The organism is Sphingobacterium sp. WOUb80 (genome assembly GCF_050058145.1).
Lineage (GTDB): Bacteria > Bacteroidota > Bacteroidia > Sphingobacteriales > Sphingobacteriaceae > Sphingobacterium.
In genome coordinates, this window is the sequence record NZ_CP165617.1 from 953,294 (window position 1) to 976,561 (window position 23,268).

General features: G+C 38.2%; 26 protein-coding genes. 17 read left to right on the forward strand and 9 right to left on the reverse strand.

What is annotated here, in order from left to right; genetic code table 11:
- Positions 1–120: 120 nt before the first annotated feature.
- The 3 genes from AB1Z56_RS03745 to AB1Z56_RS03755 are packed head-to-tail and all read right to left on the reverse strand — an operon-like array spanning position 121 to position 1,500.
- A complete protein-coding gene (locus AB1Z56_RS03745) occupies positions 121–705 on the reverse strand; it encodes a YdeI/OmpD-associated family protein (protein ID WP_426791113.1) in 585 nt (194 codons plus the stop codon).
- An 8-nt stretch (positions 706–713) separates the two neighbouring features.
- The gene (locus tag AB1Z56_RS03750; RefSeq protein ID WP_426791114.1) at positions 714–1,178 is read right to left on the reverse strand and encodes an SRPBCC domain-containing protein; all 465 of its coding nucleotides are present in this window, start codon (positions 1,176–1,178) and stop codon (positions 714–716) included.
- A gap of 1 nt (position 1,179) precedes the next feature.
- A complete protein-coding gene (locus AB1Z56_RS03755; protein WP_293898220.1) occupies positions 1,180–1,500 on the reverse strand; it encodes an ArsR/SmtB family transcription factor in 321 nt (106 codons plus the stop codon).
- 210 nt (positions 1,501–1,710) lie between these two features.
- Here AB1Z56_RS03755 and AB1Z56_RS03760 point away from each other — a divergent pair, with 210 nt between their 5' ends.
- The 11 genes from AB1Z56_RS03760 to AB1Z56_RS03810 all read left to right on the forward strand — a co-directional run bounded on the left by AB1Z56_RS03760 (position 1,711) and on the right by AB1Z56_RS03810 (position 10,698).
- Positions 1,711–2,346, forward strand: coding sequence for a hypothetical protein (locus tag AB1Z56_RS03760; protein ID WP_426791115.1), 636 nt, complete (start codon positions 1,711–1,713; stop codon positions 2,344–2,346).
- A 140-nt stretch (positions 2,347–2,486) separates the two neighbouring features.
- The gene (locus tag AB1Z56_RS03765) at positions 2,487–4,127 is read left to right on the forward strand and encodes a carboxylesterase/lipase family protein (protein ID WP_426791116.1); all 1,641 of its coding nucleotides are present in this window, start codon (positions 2,487–2,489) and stop codon (positions 4,125–4,127) included.
- Positions 4,128–4,290: 163 nt separating this feature from the next.
- On the forward strand, positions 4,291–5,424 hold the full coding sequence (locus AB1Z56_RS03770; RefSeq protein ID WP_426791117.1) for an NAD(P)/FAD-dependent oxidoreductase: 1,134 nt from the start codon (positions 4,291–4,293) through the stop codon (positions 5,422–5,424).
- A complete protein-coding gene (locus tag AB1Z56_RS03775) occupies positions 5,415–6,128 on the forward strand; it encodes a methyltransferase domain-containing protein (RefSeq protein WP_309361295.1) in 714 nt (237 codons plus the stop codon). Before AB1Z56_RS03770 ends, AB1Z56_RS03775 begins: the two co-directional genes overlap by 10 nt.
- Positions 6,125–7,177 (forward strand): type III polyketide synthase, encoded by a 1,053-nt coding sequence (locus tag AB1Z56_RS03780; RefSeq protein WP_426791118.1) that lies wholly within the window; start codon positions 6,125–6,127, stop codon positions 7,175–7,177. Before AB1Z56_RS03775 ends, AB1Z56_RS03780 begins: the two co-directional genes overlap by 4 nt.
- Positions 7,178–7,195: 18 nt before the next feature.
- Positions 7,196–7,633: a 3-hydroxyacyl-ACP dehydratase FabZ family protein gene (locus AB1Z56_RS03785; protein WP_309361291.1), complete on the forward strand. Its 438-nt coding sequence runs from the start codon at positions 7,196–7,198 to the stop codon at positions 7,631–7,633.
- The gene (locus tag AB1Z56_RS03790; protein WP_309361289.1) at positions 7,630–8,913 is read left to right on the forward strand and encodes a beta-ketoacyl-[acyl-carrier-protein] synthase family protein; all 1,284 of its coding nucleotides are present in this window, start codon (positions 7,630–7,632) and stop codon (positions 8,911–8,913) included. Before AB1Z56_RS03785 ends, AB1Z56_RS03790 begins: the two co-directional genes overlap by 4 nt.
- Positions 8,906–9,160, forward strand: a complete 255-nt coding sequence (locus tag AB1Z56_RS03795; protein ID WP_426791119.1) for an acyl carrier protein — start codon at positions 8,906–8,908, stop codon at positions 9,158–9,160. Before AB1Z56_RS03790 ends, AB1Z56_RS03795 begins: the two co-directional genes overlap by 8 nt.
- On the forward strand, positions 9,157–9,657 hold the full coding sequence (locus AB1Z56_RS03800; protein WP_426791120.1) for a 4'-phosphopantetheinyl transferase family protein: 501 nt from the start codon (positions 9,157–9,159) through the stop codon (positions 9,655–9,657). Before AB1Z56_RS03795 ends, AB1Z56_RS03800 begins: the two co-directional genes overlap by 4 nt.
- A gap of 77 nt (positions 9,658–9,734) precedes the next feature.
- Positions 9,735–9,950, forward strand: coding sequence for a hypothetical protein (locus AB1Z56_RS03805; RefSeq protein ID WP_426791121.1), 216 nt, complete (start codon positions 9,735–9,737; stop codon positions 9,948–9,950).
- On the forward strand, positions 9,925–10,698 hold the full coding sequence (locus tag AB1Z56_RS03810; RefSeq protein ID WP_426791122.1) for a DUF6624 domain-containing protein: 774 nt from the start codon (positions 9,925–9,927) through the stop codon (positions 10,696–10,698). Before AB1Z56_RS03805 ends, AB1Z56_RS03810 begins: the two co-directional genes overlap by 26 nt.
- Before the next feature lie 90 nt (positions 10,699–10,788).
- On the opposite strand, the gene AB1Z56_RS03815 is transcribed toward AB1Z56_RS03810, so the two are convergent.
- The 4 genes from AB1Z56_RS03815 to AB1Z56_RS03830 form a co-directional block, all read right to left on the reverse strand.
- The gene (locus AB1Z56_RS03815; protein WP_426791123.1) at positions 10,789–11,847 is read right to left on the reverse strand and encodes an alpha/beta hydrolase; all 1,059 of its coding nucleotides are present in this window, start codon (positions 11,845–11,847) and stop codon (positions 10,789–10,791) included.
- A 167-nt stretch (positions 11,848–12,014) separates the two neighbouring features.
- Entirely contained in the window at positions 12,015–13,238 is a 1,224-nt protein-coding gene (locus AB1Z56_RS03820; RefSeq protein ID WP_426791124.1) for a hypothetical protein, read from the reverse strand.
- 208 nt (positions 13,239–13,446) lie between these two features.
- Positions 13,447–14,751 (reverse strand): serine hydrolase domain-containing protein, encoded by a 1,305-nt coding sequence (locus AB1Z56_RS03825; RefSeq protein ID WP_426791125.1) that lies wholly within the window; start codon positions 14,749–14,751, stop codon positions 13,447–13,449.
- Positions 14,752–14,826: 75 nt separating this feature from the next.
- Complete coding sequence (locus tag AB1Z56_RS03830) at positions 14,827–15,474, reverse strand: helix-turn-helix domain-containing protein (protein ID WP_426791126.1); 648 nt, start codon at positions 15,472–15,474, stop codon at positions 14,827–14,829.
- Positions 15,475–15,849: 375 nt separating this feature from the next.
- On the opposite strand from AB1Z56_RS03830, the gene AB1Z56_RS03835 reads away from it, so the two are divergent.
- Entirely contained in the window at positions 15,850–16,662 is an 813-nt protein-coding gene (locus AB1Z56_RS03835; protein WP_426791127.1) for a class I SAM-dependent methyltransferase, read from the forward strand.
- Between the two features lie 448 nt (positions 16,663–17,110).
- Here the strand turns inward: AB1Z56_RS03835 and AB1Z56_RS03840 are convergent, their stop codons facing one another.
- The gene (locus AB1Z56_RS03840; protein WP_309361270.1) at positions 17,111–17,527 is read right to left on the reverse strand and encodes a hypothetical protein; all 417 of its coding nucleotides are present in this window, start codon (positions 17,525–17,527) and stop codon (positions 17,111–17,113) included.
- 595 nt (positions 17,528–18,122) lie between these two features.
- On the opposite strand from AB1Z56_RS03840, the gene AB1Z56_RS03845 reads away from it, so the two are divergent.
- Both AB1Z56_RS03845 and AB1Z56_RS03850 read left to right on the forward strand, forming a co-directional pair.
- Positions 18,123–19,244, forward strand: a complete 1,122-nt coding sequence (locus AB1Z56_RS03845) for a vWA domain-containing protein (protein ID WP_309361268.1) — start codon at positions 18,123–18,125, stop codon at positions 19,242–19,244.
- Positions 19,245–19,250: 6 nt separating this feature from the next.
- Positions 19,251–20,717, forward strand: coding sequence for a sigma 54-interacting transcriptional regulator (locus AB1Z56_RS03850; protein WP_426791128.1), 1,467 nt, complete (start codon positions 19,251–19,253; stop codon positions 20,715–20,717).
- A 100-nt stretch (positions 20,718–20,817) separates the two neighbouring features.
- Here AB1Z56_RS03850 and AB1Z56_RS03855 read toward each other — a convergent pair whose 3' ends face one another.
- Positions 20,818–21,540 (reverse strand): DUF3667 domain-containing protein, encoded by a 723-nt coding sequence (locus tag AB1Z56_RS03855; RefSeq protein ID WP_426791129.1) that lies wholly within the window; start codon positions 21,538–21,540, stop codon positions 20,818–20,820.
- Positions 21,541–21,841: 301 nt separating this feature from the next.
- On the opposite strand from AB1Z56_RS03855, the gene AB1Z56_RS03860 reads away from it, so the two are divergent.
- From AB1Z56_RS03860 to AB1Z56_RS03870, 3 genes are read left to right on the forward strand one after another with little or no spacing between them, the layout of a single operon-like run.
- Positions 21,842–22,258 carry a MarR family winged helix-turn-helix transcriptional regulator gene (locus AB1Z56_RS03860; RefSeq protein ID WP_309361262.1) on the forward strand — a complete coding sequence of 139 codons (417 nt, stop codon included), beginning with the start codon at positions 21,842–21,844 and terminating at the stop codon, positions 22,256–22,258.
- Positions 22,259–22,275: 17 nt separating this feature from the next.
- Complete coding sequence (locus AB1Z56_RS03865; RefSeq protein ID WP_309361260.1) at positions 22,276–22,620, forward strand: GIY-YIG nuclease family protein; 345 nt, start codon at positions 22,276–22,278, stop codon at positions 22,618–22,620.
- Positions 22,598–23,047: a hypothetical protein gene (locus AB1Z56_RS03870; RefSeq protein ID WP_426791130.1), complete on the forward strand. Its 450-nt coding sequence runs from the start codon at positions 22,598–22,600 to the stop codon at positions 23,045–23,047. The genes AB1Z56_RS03865 and AB1Z56_RS03870 overlap by 23 nt, the downstream gene beginning before the upstream one ends.
- Positions 23,048–23,268 lie beyond the last annotated feature (221 nt).

Below are 23,268 nucleotides of genomic sequence, written 5' to 3' on the forward strand. Positions count from 1 at the left end.
TTTATATTGAATTGTTTCAATAGATGTATTCGCTTGTCCCGGTTTAGTTCTGTCTATTTTGATTTAGACAAATCTACTCTTTATCGACAAATATATACCGTATAAACTGTAATAAATATGTTAGTCATCGATACCTTTTCCATCGAGAATATGCTGGTAGTATTTTTCGATTCTTGCCTCTCGTGTTTTAACTTGTTTTGCCTGGTTAAAGTAGAATAGATACCCTTTTTGTCGACCTGGTGTAAGGGATTGAAAAGCTTTTTGAAGTAAAGGGTCTTCAAGTAAGGCACGCTTAAATTCTTCAGGTACAGGGTAATCGGCAGCTTTTCGCATGTCAACTTTCTTGCCTGATTTTTCAATTTCGATGGCCTCCTGAATATATGCCGATATCACTTCTCGCAATGATTCTATCTGCTCAATAGTGGTGAATCTAAGCTGTCTGGCTGACTGAACATTTTCGGTTTGCTGGATCAGTATATTTTTGGGATCTTTTAATAATGCACCTTTATGGAATAGCAGCGCACAGTATTCTTTAAACCCGTGTATCAATACGACATTTTTACCTTCAAATGTATAACAAGGATGCATCCATTTATAATCCTCTTGCAGTGTTTTGTTGTCACGGACAATTTCCCTTAACAGATTGAATTCTTCATTCCATCTTGTCGCATTTTCAAAAAAATGTTCAATTTTTAGATTCATCATGTAGTGCTTTAAGTAAGTTTAGCAGCAATTTCCTGCAATCTGTTGTGAGCCATATTAATGCCTTGTGCGAAGGGCATCTGTAAGAGTTGGTCCCTAAATTCTACCGACTGAAATACAATTTGTATTTGCAGCCTGCTGCGCATCTCATTTATTTTTTCAAAAGTTAAATATTCCAATTGCACGGGAAACGGAGTGTTCTCCATTTCGAAAGTTCTGGTAATGCGTTGATTCGGCAGGAATTCATGTATCGTTCCATTTGCACTGAACATAACTGTACCATTGTGAGATGTTTCGAATGCATAAGAGCCATGCTTTTTATTTTCTAATTTTAGCACTTTGGTCCCCATCCACTGTTCGAATATTTCGGGATCCTCATAGGCTTTGAAGAGGAGCTCCAAAGGTAAATCGAATTCCCTTGTGATCATTATTTCCTGTTTATTGTCTGTGGCCTGGACATTGGTTTTTGTTTCCATTTTATTTGTTCTTGTAGTTTTTCATAATAGCTTCCAATTTATTGAATCTGTCGTCCCACATTTGGCGGAATGGCTCAATAAAATCGGCTATTTCTTTCATCTTTGGTGGGTTAAGCTGATAGTATATTTCGCGTCCATTTTGCTGGGATTTTAATAATTCACATTCCGTCAATATCTGCAGATGTTTTGAAACCGTTGGTCTTGCTGTATTGAAATTGGCTGCAATTGCACCTGCAGTCATGGCTTGTGAGGCCAGTAGAAGTAAGATCGCTCTTCTCGTTGGATCTGCTATAGCCTGGAATACGTCTCGTCTTAAATTCATAGTGAAGTCATTTGACTACTAATATACGTGTAGTTATTTGACTACGCAATGTTTTTTTTAAATATTTATTGAGAGTATGTCGTTATGGGTATAAAGAGGGGCGACGAATAAAAATTCTTCCGCAGCAAATTTAAAATGAAACTGATCAGGAATTAAACTTACCGGTCGATTTTTGGCGAATAATGTTAAATTAGGGTAATTAATTTTAACATGATGAAAACACAATTATCTTATTTCAAAAAAATGGGCATACTGGGGACGAAGATTTTAGTCAAGTATTATCTGGTAGCTATTGTTTCCACTCTATTATATCTCGTGATTGGGAGTTTTCAATTTAAGAACAGTCATGATGCATTCTTTTCAATGATCAGCCATGTGCAAACCGCTGGCAAATTTCTTTGGTTAATAGGATTGATTTTGTTGCCCGTATTGCTCTTTCTTTTTAGCAATAGATATGTATTTTCAAAGATTGCGAGCATCGTTGTTGAAGAAAGACAGGATGACCTTATCCTTCCAGCCTTTGATAAAGTTTTATTGATTTTTCAATCGAATCAACCCGATGTAATACAAAATGCCGCTGATTACACGTTCGCTAAACTTAAATTGATCAACGACGTGAAAAATACCCAGATAGAGAATCTCTGGGTTAAGCGGATTCTTGTTTTTGGTTTGAATAAAGTGAAGTTTGATCGTCTTGACCTGGATCATAACGAGAGCTTCTATACTATTTTAAAGTCAAAATTTATTCAAGTACTTGAAATATTGACCGCACCAAACAGTAGATCATTTTGGGTATGTATCGTTGCGCAATGGCTCATTTTACTTTTTGTCTGGTTTACCAATTAGGCTATCGGAGTGTTTCATTTATGTTGTCCAGTGATTGATCTTATTTTCTGCTGTAAAAAATGAGCCGGCCGTCCTTCTATAGATTTTATTTAGTATTTTAACTGAAAGAAGCTTAAAAAGAGAATTAAAAGGCCCTCATTATGAAAAAGATCTTTTTTACGACTATCGTTTTTTTTATTGTATCACGTGTTTTTGCTCAAGCACCTCAGGTAAAGGTTGAAGCGGGTATATTGGAAGGGATTACCCTGTCAAGCGGGGTGCAATCTTTTCGAGGGATTCCATTTGCGGAACCACCTGTTGGTGATCTGAGATGGAAAGAACCACAAGCAGTTGTGCCTTGGAATGGTATTCGTAAAGCAGATCATTTTGGTAGCTCGCCTATGCAAAAGCCTATCTATGGAGATATGAGATTTCGTTCGCCCGGAATCAGTGAAGATTGTCTCTATCTAAATGTATGGCGTCCAAAGGCAGCCGGAGCGGGCAAACTTCCTGTATTGGTTTATTTTTATGGTGGAGGTTTCAATGCTGGTGATGGATCGGAAAATCGTTACGATGGGGAAAGCTTTGCAAAAGAAGGACTTATAGTTGTTACAGTCAATTATCGTCTCGGTATTTTTGGTTTCTTTGCTCATCCGGAATTAACCAAAGAATCTCCTCAGCATGCATCCGGAAATTATGGTCTTTTGGACCAACATGCTGCCTTGTTGTGGGTCAAAAAAAATATTGCTGCATTTGGTGGAGATCCTGATGCGGTCACCATTGGAGGTGAATCGGCGGGAAGTATGTCTGTCTCTGCGCAGATGGCCAGTCCATTATCCAAAGGATTGTTTAAGCGTGCTATTGGTCAAAGTGGAAGTGTCTTTAACCTGAGATATGGCACTGTTTCTCTTGCGGATCAAGAACAGCAAGGGATTAGATTTGCAGATCGTGTAAATGCCAGAGAGCTCGATAAACTGCGTGAGATGCCTGCATCTGAACTTCTTGATAAGGCCAGTGAACCGGGGGCATTCGCTACACGGTTGATCGTTGATGGGTATTTTTTGCCGAAATCTCCGCTCGCGATTTTTGAAGCCGGCGAGCAGTCTAAAGTAGCCCTGCTCGCGGGCTGGACTTCGACAGAAGCTCCATATACGGCCTATATGGGGAAATCTTATCCTTCTCCGGAGAATTATGAAAAGTTGGTAAGAATGCAATATGGGGCTAAAGCCGACGAAGTTCTGAGACTATATCCAGGAAAAACGGAAATGGAAGTCATTCGATCGTCAACAGCATTGGCCAGTGATAATTTTATAGTCTATAGTACCTGGAAATGGCTGGATCTGCAACGGAAAAATAGTGGTCAGTCTGTATTTGTCTATATATTCAGTAAACCACGGCCAGCCATGCAACCGGCGTATAGCGATGTACAGACTGGGCTTGCGGGAGGTATTAGTAAAAAGACTGAAAAACAGCCCAAAGAGAAAATGCCCGAGCCTTTACCAGGCGCTTTCCATGCCAGTGATATAGAATATTTATTGGGCAATCTTAGGAGTAACGATGTTTTTGCCTGGACAGATGATGATGATAAGGTATCCAGACTCGGGCAGAATTACTTTGTCAATTTCATTAAGACAGGTGATCCAAATGGAAAGGGGCTTTCCCTATGGCCGAAAACAACAGCCAAAGATAAGCGTATGAATATTCTTAATTTAAACGTCGATGTGAAAACATCTGCTGAGGAGTTTCGGGACCGATACCTTTTTCTTGATAAGCTATTTATGGATCAAGCGCAAAAGGATTGAGGAACTTTGTAATGCGTCTTTTTTATTTTATAGGGAGGGCAAAACTATTTATCGATAAGATCTGTTATCAGAAAGACTTGTAGAAAGCAGCCCCATCAATCATGGCCTGTGCGGTGTCCTAACGAAATTTTGAAGATTACTAACGCGGAGCAAATTTGCTTATATGGAAATAAATCCTGATGTAATTATAATAGGCGGTGGTTTAGCTGGACTCTCAAGTGCATTGCATTTGTCCAAACAGGGATTGAAGGTAACATTAATCGAAAAACATGATTACCCACATCATAAAGTTTGCGGGGAATACCTCTCCAATGAGATTTTACCCTATTTGAACTGGCTTAGGGTTGATGTGAATACTTTGCGTGCTACAGATCTCGAAGAATTGCAATTTACAACACAGCATGGGGTATCTGGTAAGGTTAAATTACCATTGGGTGGCATCGGTGTGAGTCGCTATTCCTTGGATGAATTGCTCTATAAAAGGGCAAAAGATAATGGTTGTTCAATCGTGATTGCTACTGTCACAGAAATTTCCTTTAGCGATGATACATTTGCTGTTTCGTTTCAGGGGCAGCAGTTAAATGCAAAGATTGTATTGGGGGCTTTTGGCAAACGTAGTAATATCGATCAACTGTTGTCACGGAGTTTCATGAAGAGAACCTCGGTCTGGATGGCGGTAAAAGCTCATTATTCTGGTGATTTCCCTGACAAGCTCATCGCCTTACATAACTTTGAAGGTGGCTACTGTGGCATTTCGAAAGTTGAAGATAACAAGATAAATGTCTGTTATTTGGCCAATGTGAAAACTTTCAAGAAATATAGGAACATCGAAGCGTATCAAAAGTACGTCATGTCTAAGAATAGGTATCTTAAGTGCTTTTTTGAAAAGAGCACTATGCTTTTTGATAAGCCAATTACAATCAGTCAATTTTCCTTCGATAAAAAATATGCGGTAGAAAACCATATCCTCATGGTCGGCGATACAGCCGGTCTTATTCATCCATTCTGTGGAAATGGAATGGCTATGGCGATACACAGTGCAAAGTTAGCTTCGGAGCTTATTTTGGATTACTATAGCCGTAAAATTGAATCCCGTCGACAATTGGAAGTGATGTATGTCAATCGCTGGAAACAAACTTTTGGAAAGCGCCTATTATTCGGGCGGGTGCTGTCCATCATATTACGTTATGAACTTGGTGCGACAATACTGATGAAGATCGGGACTCTTTTTCCGAAAATTTTGATCTGGATTATCAAACAAACTCATGGAAATGCAAACACAATAAAATGCCTATAAACACGAAACATAGAACAGGGGAGACTGAGATCATGGATGATTTCCTGCTTGCGGGTGAAGAACTTCGTGTCACATTGGATCGGATTTCAAAGATCAACCAGTTTTTAGGTGGTAATAGCATCACCCTGGATGGAGTCAAGAGACTTCTTTCTTGTGCCGATAAGAGCAAGTCAATTTCAATTATTGATATAGGATGCGGTAATGGAGACATGCTTCGTATGTTGAGCGATTATGGTTATAAAAATAAGATCAATCTGAATCTACTTGGGGTGGATGCCAATCAATATACGGTAAATTATGCGCAAACTCTGTCAAAGGACCATAGCAATGTATCCTATTTGTGTGCTGATATATTCGACACAGATTTTGAGAATAATAGTTATGATATTGTGTTGTGTACGCTGACCATTCATCATTTTGATAATGAAAAAATTATTGAATTAATAGATAGTCTCATCAAGATTTCAAATTTGGGGATCGTTATCAACGACCTGCAAAGGAGCAAAGTTGCCTATCGTCTTTTTCAAGCCATAGGTACTTTTTTTAGGTTAAATAAAATGACAAGAGCGGATGGACTTATTTCCATACTGCGCGGGTTTAAAAAATATGAGTTAGAACAATTCTCAAAAACATTGCAATTAAAAAGTTATACCATCCAATGGAAATGGGCTTTTCGTTACCAGTGGATAATTTCCAATATATGAGCGTTAAGATAATTACCGTTGCCAAGCAATTGCCTAAATATTCCTGTACCACCGATGAGGTTCTGCCGTTATTGGATATTTGGCTTAAAGGACAGGAGCCTCGTTTTGTAAAAAAGATAAAAAAACTTTTTGAAGGCTCTGCTGTGGAGAGGCGCTATGCGATCATGGATCCGCATGAAGTGTTTACAGTGAGATCCTTTGAAGAAAAAAATGATATTTATTGCCGTGAAGCAATCGAATTGGGGGAGAAGGTGCTCCATAAAGCACTTGAAAAAGCAGCATGGGACCCGCAGTCCTTAGACTATATTATAACAGTCAGCTGCACCGGAATTATGATACCGTCACTTGACGGATACTTAATTAATAAGATGAGGTTAAGACAGGATATTGTCAGACTGCCAGTTACAGAAATGGGATGTGTTGCTGGGGTTTCAGCTGTCATCTATGCTAAAAATTTCTTGCAAGCTAATCCAGGTAAACGCGCTGCAGTAATTGCAGTTGAAGCCCCAACAGCTACTTTTCAACTGGAGGATTTCTCCATGTCAAATATGGTTAGTGCGGCTATATTTGGAGATGGTGCAGCCTGTAGTCTGCTTTCATCTCATGAAGATGATTGTGGACCAGAAATTCTTGACGAGCAGATGTATCATTTTTATGATACAGAAGATATCATGGGTTTTAAGCTGACTAACAGTGGCATGAAGATGATATTGGATGTTGATGTCCCCAATGTGATTGCGTCGCATTTTGCAGATGTGATACATCCATTTTTGAAAAAGAATCGTCTGGAAATCAAAGATATCGATTACATGATTTTTCATCCAGGGGGGAAGAAGATTGTGGCGACGATTGAGCAGATTTTTGCCGATTTTGGTAAAGACATAAAAGACACTAAGGCAGTGCTTGCGCAGTATGGCAATATGTCGAGTGCTACAGTACTTTATGTTCTTGAACGCATCATGATGTGTAGACCAAAGGCTGGAGAATTTGGGTTGATGCTGAGTTTTGGCCCTGGGTTTTCAGCACAGCGCGTATTGTTAAAATGGTGACTTATTTAAATTTGATCAATGGATTTGAATGATATAATGGCACAATTGCCCTATAGAGAGCCTTTTTTGTTTGTTGATGAATTAATTCAAGTTGATGAGGAAGGTATTGCTGGTACCTTTACTTTTAATGAAAATCTGGATTTTTATAGAGGCCATTTTTATGGTAAAGCGATTACTCCAGGAGTTATTTTGATCGAAACGATGGCGCAGATAGGTCTAGCCTGTCTGGGAATTTTTTTGCTGGATAAGGAGGTTAAGGCAAGCGCTGCTATAGCGTTGACTTCGACTGAAATTGAATTTTTAAAGCCTGTGTATCCGAAGGAAAGAGTTACCGTGTTTTCAAAAAAAGTGTATTTCAGGTTTGGTAAACTAAAATGTGAGGTCGTTATGAAAAATGAAACCGGACAGGAGGTTTGTAAGGGGATATTGGCAGGTATGATTACGGAGGAGCTATGAAGAGAGTCGTCATTACAGGAATGGGGGTTGTAGCACCGAATGGGGTAGGCCTACCATCTTTTACCCAAGCGATAAAAGATGGTGTCTCAGGTATTCGACATGATGTGCAATTGGAGAAATTACAGTTTTCCTGCCAGATAGCAGGAACTCCTGAAATAACGGATGATTTTAAAAGGCGCTATTTCACTGAACTTGAGCTTAGAGGTTTTAACAGTACGGGGATATTATATGGAGTCATTGCAGGTATGGAAGCTTGGGCAAATGCGGGGTTACCGATAGTGAATGAATCTGCTCCGGATTGGGACAGTGGAACCATTTTTGGATCCGGAAGCTCTGGTATCGATAAGTTTCGTGAGAGCATCTATAAAATTGATGATTTGCAGACCCGCAGGTTAGGTAGTACGGTTGTGGCCCAGACGATGAACAGTGGTGTCAGCGCTTATTTGGGCGGCAAATTGGGGCTTGGAAACCAAGTAACAACAAATTCATCTGCCTGTGCAACTGGGACCGAAGCAATTTTAATGGCCTATGACCGTATTCGATCCGGTAGGGCAAAACGGATGCTAGCAGGCAGCACCGGAGACAGCGGCCCTTATATTTGGGGTGGCTTTGATGCATTACGCGTGTGTAGTTCGCATTATAATGATCGTCCGCATGAAGGGTCTCGTCCGATGAGTGCGACAGCCGGAGGGTTTGTGCCCGGCAGCGGCGCAGGAGCTTTGCTACTGGAAGATTTGGAAAGTGCTTTAGCGCGAAAGACGACGATATATGGTGAGTTGTTGGGTGGTGAGGTAAATTCCGGAGGGCAGCGGGGGACAGGTAGTATGACCGCTCCTAATGCTGAAGCTGTTCGCCGGTGTATTATAGAGGCCTTGAAAAATTCCGGTGTTTCCGCTTTAGATGTCGATGCTATAAATGGCCATTTGACAGCAACCGTTAAAGATGCTTTTGAAATAGAAAACTGGATTGAGGCTCTTGGACGTAAGGGGAAGGATTTTCCTTTTATAAACTCACTAAAGGGTATGACTGGACATTGTCTCAGTGCAGCTGGTAGTATAGAAAGCGTAGCTACGGTATTGCAGCTATATCACGGTTTCATATTTGGAAACAGTAATTGTCTTGACCTACATCCTGAAATTGCTGCACTGATAGATCCATCAAACGTACCTATGCACACAAGAAGTTTTGCTCCTCAAATTATTGCCAAGGCAAGTTTTGGATTTGGGGATGTGAATGCTTGCTTAATATTTAAAAAATTTGATAACTTGCCATATGAATAGAGAAGAACTGATCAATGCTTTAAAACCTATTATAGCATCTTATACGACAAACGAAGAAGCATTTGGAAAGCTTTCCGAAGAAACTGATTTTATTCATGATCTGCATATCAATTCCGCTAATCTGGTTGATATTGTACTGGATATTGAAGAGCAATTCGAGATAGTTATTGAAAATGCTGATATGGAACGTATGCTCAATGTAAGGGCGGCAATCGATATTATAGAAACCAAGCTTAATGAAAAATGATTGGTAATGACATTGTCGATCTAGTTCAATCCAGAAAAGACAGCAATTGGAAACGTCGCGGGTTTATTAACAAGATATTTAGTGAAAACGAGCAGCTGTTAATAGCCAATAGTGACGATCAGGAGATTGTTGTGTGGCTTTTGTGGAGTATGAAAGAAGCTGCTTACAAAATATGGAATAGAGAGACGGGTAGCAGAAAATATGCACCTATTAAATTGCTGTGTTCCTTTGTTGAAAGGTCTTGCGGTACCGCTGTAGGAGAGGTCGTCTGTGCAGAGAATCGTTATTATACCAAGACCATTGTTTGTCCTGATTTTATACATACTATAGCCGTTAAGGTATTGGACCATTTGGAGCATGTGGTGGAAATCAAAAGATGCACAATTGTTAAAGATCCGTTCGGTTTGCCGGGTATTACACTAGAGGGACAAAAGGAGCTGTTACCAGCTTCTATAAGTAATCACGGCCGTTTTGAGAAAATAGTTGCCGTACTTTAAACGCGGATATAAAATCTAAGGTTAGATCTGAAATCTACCCTTTTTATTGAGTTGAAAAAATACGAAAGAGCTTAGAAATGAAAATTCAATTATTAATTATTCTCTTATTTATTGTTAACCATAGTTTGGCTCAAAATTCGGCCCAGCTCATTGACAAATCCATTGGGCTGATAGCGAACGATGCGTATGCAAACTTTGAAAGAAGCTATCCTGAAATATGGAATGCATATTTGAAAGAAAATGTTCCATTTTATACCGCTGCAACTAGTGAGATTCAAAAAAAAACACTTTGAGAAGGCGATTGAAAATATCGATAGTTTGATTACTGAAGGATATTTTCTGGATGAAATACTCCTTGAAAAAGACTTTTTACCCCTTCATGGATTGGTAGGCTGGAAGAAAGTTGAGGAACAAATTAAGCGAGTTAAATCTCACTATAATAATCCGGTCAGGGAAGAGCTCGTATCTTTAAAGAAGCGAGACCAAAGTATCCGATTGATTTTGTTGACTGCTCAAAAAACGCATTCAAACGATATAGTTTTGATCAGAAAGATTCAAACTCAAATGAACAAAATCGATGTCGAGAGTGCCACTGTGGTTGCTAAGATTGTTGATCAAAATGGATGGCTTGGAAAAGATAAGATCGGAAGCGAAGGCAACGAAACGCTATTCTTGGGAATTCAGCACATTGATGATTTACTTGTTCAAAATAAATATCTGCCTATCCTCGAGGCGGCGGTTAAAAATGGAAATGCGGAGCCTTGGCATTTCGCTTTTTTAACGGATAGAATTTTAATGAACCAGGGAAAGAAGCAGATCTATGGCACACAAACGATTACTTCCATCGGACCGAAAGATGCTTATATAGTTCCTTTACAGGACCCTGACAAAGTCGATGTCTTAAGGAAAGAAATAGGTTTGGAACCTTTGAACGAGTATCTTGAGGAGTTTGGGATGACGTGGAATCTTGAGGCGTATAAAAAGGATCTTGGCCGAATCGAAAAATTATATATAGAAAGATCTGTTAAATCAAGAAAATAGTTAGTTTTCTCAGTTTATTAGTTTGATTCCATATAATGTTATCCGCAACTTCTCGGAGCGCAGAGCAAGATGCGCAGCGCGACTAACAACTTATTGTACTTGAATTGATTCTTCCCGCAGCATTTGCTTGAACTTGGGATCTCGTATGTAGCGACTAAAATCGTGACTTGACATTCCTGTAAAATCCGTCTTCGAAAAGATCGTATAGTTTTTCTTAAGCGCATTAAAGCTCTCCTCTTTATACCCTAGATCAGTTGGGTTAAGTTTGTTGGATAGAAATCCGAAAAATTTCTTTAACATTTTGTCAGTGCCATTAATCGTGATATGTATTTTCTTTACTTGTGTGCTCAGATCGACAAATTTTTTTGTATTAGTTGTTGTGTCAGTATATTGAAATTCGGAAAGGCCTATTGCTGGCGCCAGCATGATGCAGGTAATCCTGTTTTTGTTTTCCAGCAATGGCTTTGCCCGCTCGATATCGACATTGTGAATGTCTTTAGCCTGAGCGGAAAATGAACTATTGTATTCGGGATTTGAAATTGCGCTCATTACAACAGATGCACCACGGCTATGCGATATGATAAAAACATCCTTATCGGCCATATTGTTAAGTATGCGCCGTAATCCGAATTCACCCGCCATCTGGCTAAAAGAGGCTGCTGAGAACCAATTTTTTGCAGATCGAAAAGGGGAAGTTGATCGTAAACCGTCCCAATAAAATCGAATGATCTCATCGGTTTTGGGGTTTGTAACGATATGATCGGCAATATATTTATATTGTTTTACGACTGATTCTTCATCAGCATTGAAGCCATGGACCAAAATAAAAACACGTTTCTTGGGAGCAATACGTTTTGACAGACGCAGCATGTTGCCGCGTTCAAAAGCGAGTAATTGTTCGCGGTCACCTTTGTCGGTGGCAATTTTCATAAGAGAATAAGGATCCCGAGCAGCTTTATTCGAAGGGATTCCATAGTTTTTCTTCCAGTTGTCGGGGTAGAAATTACCATTTTGATCCACAAATGAATACCATAAATTAGGATCTGCTCCGGTATTGGGAGAAGCCGAATCAGGAAGATTATGGATGAGGCCACACGAGGTGAATAGGCCAATGATGATAATGACGTAGAAAAAATATCTTTTGTTCATATGATGTATTTCCTTCTATACCTGAATTTTATTTCAACTAGGATCCAATGGCTGCCAAATTGGCTATATTTTCACAAAATTGATTTCTTGTAATATAGTCATTATTTTGGATTGTGAAAAGTTAGCTTGTATTTGAAAGGTGAAATTTATCAAGACAGATGTAAAGGTCACAGTCTTTTTATCAAATAAAGCCTGTTGCGCTGATTGGTGAAAAGCTGATAAGTTAAAGCCGGATTTGAGTAATAACCATAGGTATGAAATTGTTCGGTATCTTCAAAAGTTAGGCCCCCTATATTCCTATTGTTGATTTCTATCTGTGACCAATGCCATTGTTCGTCGAGATATAAACTATCCTTAAATTTTAAGGTATCATTTTCGATAATAAGCTGTGAGAATAGGCAGCCTTGCCAAACGTCTCCAGGTGCATACTTTCCACTTTTGGTATCATGTCTGTTGCGTATACGTTTGATTTTTTGATAATAAAGAGATTGTACATTGGCTGGAGCGGTATTCGTTAGCCATTCATTCTTCTCCCAGTGACCAAAAAGATCATTCATGGTGCGACCTTTTGATTCGGTCTGTGGAGCAAACTCATTATCATCCGAAATATTCTCACACAGCGTGTGCCATTTGCCGTTCATTAAGTAGGTTTTTTTTGAGTAACTTTTAGAATCGTGGTGATCAAAACCATAGATTTTCTCCGATAGCAGGTAAACAGCTTTATTTTCAATGTCATTTAGCGCCTGACGTTGTTGATCTTCGGACCAGCTGAGATTGGCATTGTACAGTTCGATTGTTTTTTTTGTCGTATCTCCATCTAGCGGCCAGTTGCGAAAGTAATGTTTCGTTACGTTGATTAAATAACCTTCGAATAGAATTTCTGTCTCGTCATCTTTGTTCTGTCTATAGAAATACTGATCGATCTGGTTGCCGTTTTTGTCCAGTTTATAAAAAGTATGAATGATTGGTGATGGAGTATTAGAATGTGTAGCTGTGGTCAAACTGTGAATGATTAGTTCATTGTTTTTCGTTAAAAACTGGTCTATAGGACGGTCGCTTGCTTTGAAGAGTATAATTTCATGTTTTCCGAATCGGTTTTTGGGCTTGTTAATATCGACATATTGTCTATATTCCTTCGGTAGCTTTGAAGAATGGAAGAAATTCTGAAGTCGAATATCGAGATCAAAAATACCATTCGTATAAATAATGGCGAAGGCTATTAGCATCCATGCAAGCAGGTAATATTTCAAGCTTTTGGTACCTTTTAGTTGCAAAAAGAAATAAAAGAATATCCAGCTCGACACGAGTGCAAGAGGTGAAAAAATAATATAATTCAGCTGCTCACTGTTGCTAAGATCAAAAATGAAAAAACTGATAAGATATGCTGTCATAAAGACTAGGCATAATATAAAAGACTTCCATAAGAAATTCTTTTTAGCTTTCTTCGGTTCCCGATCTATCTGTTGCAATATCTTATAATTTAGTATACTTTATAATCCGATCTAACGCTAGACTGATATAGGTGTAATTTAATTTTTTTCTTTATGGGTTCCAATAGTAGATTAAAATTTTAATGCTAGAAGTATGCATAGCGGTTCATTAATTTTTAATGGATCTCGGAAAAATCTCTTTAACACCACCTTTTGTTAAAATAAGGGCATTATAGTTTCCTGTTTTATCCCGAATAAATTCGATGGTTCTATCGTTGTCGTCTGCTCTGAAAAATTTTGTTTTAGACTCGGGAATGAGTTCAATATCCGCATCATTATAATGGAGTTTACCTCCAATTTTTAACACCTGTATTTTGCCATACTCACCCACATAGTTTTTGTATATGGTCGTATCTATTTTGGCCCGATGATGTTTGTAGGGCATTTCTACTTCTTTGCCAAGGGCAATTGCAGAAAGTCCATAACCTATGATATGGGAGGCTGAGCCGTTATTAGAAAGGACAGTGACAAAGAGTTTGTCGTCGGTAAATCGATTAAAAGAAGTCATTGTCCCAAAGAATCCGCCGTCATGTGCAATCAAATAATGTCCGTGATTATAAAACGGATTGATTATAAATCCATAGCCCCAATTTTCGGAACCATATGGGGTGAACATCTTTTTCTTCATTGCGGCAGACAAGACGGTTGTTCCGTAGAGGGCTTTGTCCCATAGGGCTAAATCCTCGACAGTTGAATAAACACCGTCATGGCCCAAGTTGATATTCCAGTTGATATAAGGATTATGAATTAGCCCTTCCTCGTTGTGACAATATACTTTTGCTTTTTTTGCGACGATGGATTCATTGTTACTAACCCCCGTATTCTTCATCTCCACTTTCTCAAAGATATTCTTCTTTAAGAAAGCTTCATAACGCTCACCTGAAACCTTTTCAATAATTTTAGCTAACAAATAATAACCAATATTGCTGTAGGAGCTTTTCGTACCCGGTGAAAATTCGAAAGGAATTTTCTTGATTGCAGTATAAGCAGAATCGCTGCTTATACTGCTCAATGCGATTTCCTTGAAACCCATGGCTAGTCCTGAGGTATGTGACAGCAACATGTGGATACTGATACTATCGCCTTTTGGATAATCGGGGAAAAACTTACTGAGTTTATCATTTAGGGATAATTTTCCGATGTCTATCAACTGGAGAATAGCCGCTGCTGTGAACTGTTTTGTGACCGATGCTAATTGGAATTTGGTTTCTATTGTATTTTTGACATTCCATTCATAATCTGCGAGACCATAGGCTTTCTTTAGCAAAATAGTGTTGTTTTTTATAACGAGCACGGTTCCACTAAAGTTATTTACTTCGACCTGCGCTTGCATATATTTTGCAAGTTTAGCTGATGTTTTTTCTTGTCCACATAGAAAAATAGGGCACAGGATGAGTAGAATTAATAGCTTCATAAAAGTATTGTATAAGTTATTGTGAAGCAATGTTACTATTTAATGAGCTTGCATGATTGTATTTTTGTAAAGCGGCTAGATAAAAATCCATTTTATTTGGCCTCGTTCAAGATGCGATATCTTGGAAAAGAAAACTTTTGGTGTAAAACCTGTCAATTTTTTAAAATCTCTGATCATATGGGATTGGTCGAAGTAATCCAGATGATATGAAAGGCCAATTTTGTTTTTGTCGTCCAGTTGACTTTGAATAGCTGTGCGGAATCTGATTATTTTTTTGAATTGGGAGGGTGTTTTACAGATATGCTGATCAAAATGCTTGTTTATTGTCATTCTTGAACGCCCTGTTTTTAATGAGAATTCTGCCATAGATTGATTTAGGTTCGCTTTATTTAACATTTCGGAAATCACGTTTTCTAGCAAAGAATTTTCAAATACCCCTAATTTTGAGAGCCAATAAGCTTCTAAGGCCTTTATTCTTTCACAATTGTCATCTATCGAAAGAATGGAGCTCATCGCATCTTTATAATCCATGTATGGATTAAAATCGGGGAATGTTCCATGGCTATAATATCTTAGGTCCTTTGTTATGAAAGCATTTATCCCAAGGGGTTTAAAGTAGGTGGTGATTTCATTTATTTTTCCTTCGTAACAGATGAGGACGGGGTCATTAAAGTTACATACGAGGTTAGTTTCTATTCTGTTAGATGGACAATGTTTGGTCATTATTTTATTTCCAGTTACCACAGTTTGGGTTTGCTTGCTTATGGTAACAATAGTGTAAATACTAGGAAATGTAAAATATACTGTAGGTTGTTCCTCTGTGGTTTTTTCAAGTATATAAAAGCATTCGATATGTCTTTTTAGGAGTACATTATCAGGTTTATAGATTTTTATTGTCATTTTTTCCTTCGCGTAACTGGGCCTTGCTTTTACTTAATTCTCTTCAAGTTGCAGGTATTTCATAATCGATTTAAATATAGAGAACCTTTGTGATAATTTTTTTGTCTAGTTCATTAAATTAAGGTTTTATGAATGCGAATGAATTACGGTTTTTGTTGTAACTTAGTTAGCAATTAACCATGTAATTAAAAAATAAAAATGATCGATTTCAATCCAGAAGAGAACTACATTGCAATAAATAAACACTCGTGGAATAACCGAACGGATACGCATTTAAAATCAGAATTTTATAATTTAGCAGGATTTTTGAAAGGGGAGACTTCACTGAATCCAATTGAATTGGCGTTAATTGGTGATATCAGGGGAAAAAAGATTTTACGTTTACAGTGCCATTTTGGACAGGATACGATTTCTTTGAGCAGACTTGGAGCAAAAGTGACCGGTGTTGACCTGTCGGATAAAGCGATCGAAAGTGCACGGAAAATTGCTGAAGAAACGAATGCCGATGTACAGTTTATCTGTTGTGACCTCTATGCCCTAGAGAATCATCTTGACGAACCGTTTGATCTAATCTTTACAAGTTACGGTACGATCACTTGGTTACCAGATTTAGACAAATGGGCAAAAATAATTTCACGATTTTTAAAACCGAAAGGGAAATTTGTTTTTGTTGAGTTTCATCCAGTTGTCTGGATGTTCGATGATAATTTTGATAAAATTGGCTATAATTATTTTAATGTAGCTCCGATTGTTGAAATCGAGGAAGGGACTTATGCGGATAAAAGCGCAGCTATAACACAATCTTACGTTACCTGGAATCATAGCATGAGCGAAGTCGTCGGTGCTTTGCTTCATAACGGGCTGAACATTCAAGACTTGAATGAATTTGACTATTCCCCTTATCCAATTTTTAAAAATATGACAGAACTCGAATCTAAAAAATTCAGAATAGCTCATTTAGGAAACAAAATTCCCATGGTCTATTCTATTGTTGCCAGTAAAGTTAAATAAAGACTTATTTTGACAGATTCCGGTCGGTCAATTTTTAGCTATTCTATTGTTTTATACATCGACAAAATTTTTTAAGGACGCAAAAACCCTGATAGGAAAGGTACCCACACCACTGATCTTGGGAGGGACCGCTGTAAAAGTAAAATTTTCATCGGGTAAACAGCTTAGGTTACAGAGATGTTCGACGATCGATATATCCGTGCCCAATAACATAGTGTACCGGACGTGTATTACCTGCTGTGCTGTCTAAATTAGGGCAGTGTATGCAGACTAGCGTAACATTGCAATCGCGGAGGTACTCCGCTGCCCCTGCGGTTAGGTAAGGATGATCTTCATAGTCTATGTAGGTCCCGGTATCGGTCACCATGTCGATCTTACCGATTTGTGCGCTGGTACTTTCTTGGTAAAACTGTTTGGAATTTTTTCTGGATAGATCGTCACAAATATGTTATTTCTTTTTTAGATAACGATTTATCATGGGACTAAAATCTATTTTGGAAGAATTCTGAATATGCTCTGTTAATACTGATGCGGGAAATTCATCCAATGTTTTGAAATTAATGCAGCCTTTCTGGAACTTTGCTCTAGGCAATTTTAATTTTAGTGCTACCATTAATTCTGGATTAGCATACATCACTAAGGAATGGAATGAAATATAATTCTTTGCGACGGTTAACCCATATTTAAATACTCCTTTTTCGTTAAAGCTGATGGCATTAGGATTTGACATGAATTTCCCGAAGCTCTCGGAAACAGTACTGTCATTTTCCATTATAGCTTTTCGGAATAGACGGATTACTTGTTGCTCACTGTCCGAGAGTGTATTGATATACTGATCTATTTCCATTAATTGTTTGTCGTCCATAAGGACTATAATTGTTATCTAAAAATATTCAATTTTTTTGATTTAGACGCAGATATCCTTAAAAAGATTCGATGGGCTATCTTTTACCTTCATGTGATTGGTAAGTTGCTTATAATTTAATGTTGTCAATTAACTTATAAAGTTTGTATTCATAGGAATAAGAACGCGTGTATAACAAATCGTAACAATTATTAATAACCTTCGATTACAAAAAACTATTTGATTCGAGGCAGTGGTTATAGATAATCAAGATAAATACTAAAACTGAAACATACTCATACCAAATCATACCTAAAAACAATATTCAACCAATTCTTAAACAGTAATTAGTCATTATTTATACAACCTATACTGAGTAATCATTGAACAAGTAATGAACAATCACTGTCAAAAGACAGAATTTAGTTATCATCTGATCTTCCTTTGTTACACCTAAAAATTAAAAAAGGCTGACTGTCAATCGTCATACTACAGCCAGTTTTTTTATGTAAAAAGGAATATCGCTTACATAAGGATTATTATTTCGTAAATTCATCCTATGGAGCAACCGATAGAACGATTTGAATTGCTTCTTCATACTAATAGAAAGGAATGCATGAAAAGCACGAAACGAAATAAAGGTTTTCTATTCAAGCAATATGACGAGCCGTTTCAATCGCCTTTTGATAAATTATTTGACATTTTCAAAGAACTGATTACCCACACTTCAGGTGATTTCGATGAGGCCATCGATTGGTTAAGGCAATTGGATAGAGAGTTTAAACTGACGACCCCGGCTTACACAATAGACGACTTCATTGCGGATTTGAAGGATAAAGGATATGTCAGAGAAAAGATGGATTCTGCTGGCGAAGGCGGGATGGATATAACCTCAAAGCTGGAGAAGGCACTGCGGCAGCATGCTTTGGACCAAATTTTTGGAAAAATGAAAAAAGGAAGGTCCGGCAATCATAAAACCAATCACCAGGGACGCAGTGACGAAAATATGGGCGATTTCAGAAGCTATCAGTATGGAGATGGCCTGGAAAAGATAGTTTTGACCGAGAGCTTAAAAAATGCGCAGATCAATCATGGGGTAGGAGAGTTTGCTTTAGCGGAAAATGATCTGGTTGTTGAGGATACCCAGTTTAAATCGCAAATGAGCACGGTGTTGATGATTGATATCAGTCACAGCATGATTTTATATGGAGAGGATCGGATCACACCTGCCAAGAAAGTCGCAATGGCTTTATCAGAGCTGATTCTGACACGTTATCCGAAAGACTCACTTGACGTTATCGTCTTCGGCAACGACGCTTGGCCTATCGCGATAAAAGACCTGCCTTATCTGCAAGTTGGACCATTTCACACCAATACGGTCGCGGGCTTAAAGCTAGCGATGGACTTACTTAGGCGGAAACGCCATGCAAATAAGCAGATATTTATGATAACCGATGGAAAACCGAGCTGTCTAAATATGCCGGACGGTACTTATTATAAGAATCCTATGGGTTTGGATCCTTTTATCACCAGTAAATGCTATAGTATGGCGGCGCAAGCTCGAAAGCTGGGAATACCTATTACTACTTTTATGATTGCTTCAGATCCTTACCTGCAGCAATTCGTCGACGAATTTACAGCTTCAAATCAAGGGAAAGCTTATTATACAGGACTTGGAAATCTAGGTGAAATGATTTTTGAGGATTATGAAGAAAACCGTAAAAAAAGAATACGATAAGAATATATGGATTACACGAAGATTACAACATTTGGTGCATTAAAAACTTCGGGTTATAAACCTCAAACAATAAAAGAAGAATTGCGTCAGAATCTGATTACAAAAATAAGGAAAGGTGAAAAAGTTTTCGCTGGAGTGCATGGTTATGAAGATACCGTTATTCCAGAACTTGAAAGAGCTATTCTTTCCAAGCACAATATTAATTTTCTAGGTCTCCGCGGTCAGGCGAAAACACGTCTAGCTAGACTCATGGTCAATCTGCTGGATGAATATGTCCCGGTGGTACAGGGTTCTGAGATTAATGATGATCCGTATAATCCTATATCACGTTATGCCCTGGAACTGCTGAGGGAGAAAGGTGATGAAACACCGATAAGCTGGCTTCATAGAAGTGATCGTTTTGCTGAAAAACTGGCCACTCCAGATGTAACTGTCGCCGACTTGATCGGTGATGTAGATCCGATCAAAGCCGCAAATTTAAAATTGAGCTATGCAGACGATCGTGTGATTCACTTTGGTATGATTCCAAGAGCAAATCGCTCCATATTTGTCATTAATGAACTGCCTGATCTTCAAGCGAGAATTCAGGTGGCACTCTTCAATATTTTGCAAGAGGGAGATATTCAGATCCGTGGTTTTAAGTTACGCTTACCTTTAGATGTGCAATTTATATTTACTGCGAACCCGGAGGATTATACCAATAGAGGAAGTATTGTGACGCCACTGAAAGATCGCATAGGATCGCAGATACTCACGCATTATCCCACATCGGTTGAGATAGCAAAGGCAATTACTGCGCAGGAGGCGAACTTGGAAACGGCCCAAAAGGAGCAGATATACGTCCCTGAACTGGCGCGGGAATTGATTGAGCAGATAAGCTTTGAAGCACGAAATAGTGAATATGTTGATGAAAAGAGTGGCGTGAGTGCGCGTATGAGCATTACAGCATTTCAGAACTTATTAAGCACCGCTGAATTGCGTATGCTCAGAAGCGGTACGGAAACAACCGCGGTACGGCTGAGTGATTTTATGGGCATTGTACCAGCGATAACGGGTAAAGTTGAGCTTGTTTATGAAGGTGAGCAGGAGGGAGCTGATACTGTCGCATTGCAACTGATTGAAAATGCTGTCAAAAACCTTTTTCCAGTCTTATTTCCTAAAATTGAGAAGCTGGAAAGAGAAAACGAACGTTACCCTTACGATGATATTGTTCGTTGGTTTTCGGAATCAGAGGGGATCGAATTATCGGACGAGCTTAGTGATACCGATTATGAGCGAATTTTGGACCAAGTGGCTCCTATCCTTGCTTTAATTCAGCAATATCAACCAGAAACAATGCCTAAAGATCTCCATTTTTTGATTGAATTTGTATTATGGGGACTAACACTCCATAATAAATTAAGTAAATATAGATTAGGGAACGGTCTGCAATTCCAAGATAACTTTCAAGGCTATCTGAGGAATAATCTCTAAATCGGTTATTAATAGTACAATGGGCAAGTTTAGCATATAAATTTGCCCATCTATTTTTTGCAGGAGGGTCTCGCAATGGAGATGATGTATTGAGGAGAAACTAATTTTTCATAAAGATTAAATCTATCAATAGACCAATAATAAATACAGCAACAGTAAATGATAGATACCCTAAAATATAAACTGAGAGCGCTTTTAAATAAGCCGTTATTTTGTTGGGATCGAAAAATTGCCCAATAGCCCAGACGCTGTATAACATCGCGACGATACTGGCCTGAACCATAACGCTTGTATGGGTTAGGCCTTCGGCTATTGCAAAAACAGTATAGATCAACATCGTCATTCCTAAAATAAAACACAGTAGGATGACTATTTCAAAAAGATTAAAACCGTATTTTTTAAAAAATAATTTAGCCCAGAAAGCGATAAATAAGCCTATCATAATATTGGCGTAACCATAGTGGCCCTGGATCCAAAGGTATATCGAACCCGTGGTAGAATGTTTGGATTCGTAATAACTCACATATTTGTCTTCTACATGAAAGAAATGGCTTATAATAGAATATATCAGTGAAGTGATGATGATAAAAATAATGGGTTTTACTAAGCGGCTTCGGTTCTCGGCGATATACTTTTTTACATTTTTTCCCGGCGTGGTAATAAGTTCACGAATCGTGTACAAGATTCCCCGCTCGAAATGAAGCACATGTTCAATTTCGTGGGCGATATAATGCGCATCAATTCTTTTAAGGATCGCTGGTTGACCGCAATTTGGACAGAAATTCAGTGTTATATCAGTCCCACAGTTTTTGCAATTTGTCATGTTTATACTATGCTATAGGTAATAAATTTGTTAATATTTGAGGATTCTATCCTTTTCATGTTATGTAGATCGTTGGCTTTTGCCTCTTATCGATTAGGATTTGTCCAAAAATATTATAGATTATGTCAATCAATGCTACACCTAAGTGTAGTTTTATACAAATCTCTTTCTCCCGTGAAAAAAATAGATTTAGAGCGCTTTAGTGTATGGCGGGATCTTTTGTCTATTCTATTCGGGCATATAAATAAAAATATTATATTTGCAAAATACTTGACTAATCAAGTATTTTGCAAATGATAATATGACCGCGATTAATACAATTCTGAACATTATAAAAGTTCAATCTGTCATCACCAAAAAGTTTGATGGGTTAAGTTTACATGGACTAAGCCTGACAGACTTTATGATCCTACATATCTTAAGTCAGGCTCCCGTGAACCGGCTACGACGAATTGACCTGGCTGAAAGTACCGGTTTAACAGCCTCAGGAATTACACGGATTATTTCACCTATGGAAAAGATGGGGCTCGTTATAAAAGAGCACAATGATAGAGATGCCCGGGTCAGTTATGTGAAGCTTACCGAAGCTGGTGATCGAATTTTTAAAGAGGCGACTATTACAGCTGAGCACATCGCCAATAAGCTATTGGACGGAATGGCCGTAACAGATCTCCTTGTTTTTGCTGCACAATTGAAGTCATTGGGAGGAGATTTATAATTTTAATGAAAAAACACATGAACAAAATAGATAAAAAACAATTGAAAGCCGAATTCCTGGAAAGTAAACCATTGATGGGAGTTTTAACAATTTACAATAGGGCCGAAAATAAAATATATATCGCAGATAGCATGAATTTAACGGCTCTTTCCAACAGAATCAGATTTATGTTAAACATGGGCCAATTTGACAAAAAAAACTTACAGGAGGATTGGAACAGACTGGGCGAGGGAAATTTCCTGTTTGAAAATGCAGTTATTATTCCATTTGAAAACGACAAAATTATTGATTATAAAAAAGCCGTACTTCATGCCGCAACTGAGTTGAAGCGTAAAGTGAATGAAACAACAGGTAGCTATTGATATGACAAGAAAGAAGTATTTGTATCCCAGTTATGAAGCCGGAAGGAATCTGGCATTGAAAAATATCCAAGGCCCCATTGTAAATCTCAATTTGATTCAGTTAAGGGAAATTGCAGACTATACTAATTTTCCAGAGATTGCGCCGATCAAAGAAATTTCGGGATACGATGCGTTTATGAATTATATACAGCTAGCCAAACCTTTTGTGGAAAAAAGCGGCGGTGAGCTACTTTTTGTTGGGCACGGTGACCGTTATCTGATAGGACCCGATCAGGAACATTGGGATATCTGTATGCTGATCAAACAGAAAAGCATGGCCGATTTTTTTTCATTTGAACAAAATCCAGCGTATATGAAGATTATAGGGCATCGGATTGCAGCCATCTCGGATTCGAGGCTTCTACCATTGCAGAATATCTCTTTATAAACTATACTATCATAAAAAATGTCGCCTATTTGAATAATAAATGTGTATTTAATATTAATAAAGTAGACCTCGTATTTTATTCTTCTGCAGCGTCGTGGAAAAGTATTTTTGAGCAAATTTAAATTTGTGTTGAATACCCCTCCTAGATCAAGATAATTTAGATTTTGTGCATTAAATAATCCATGGTTAAGTTTTAATAAAGAAGGTTTGCTTGACAAATG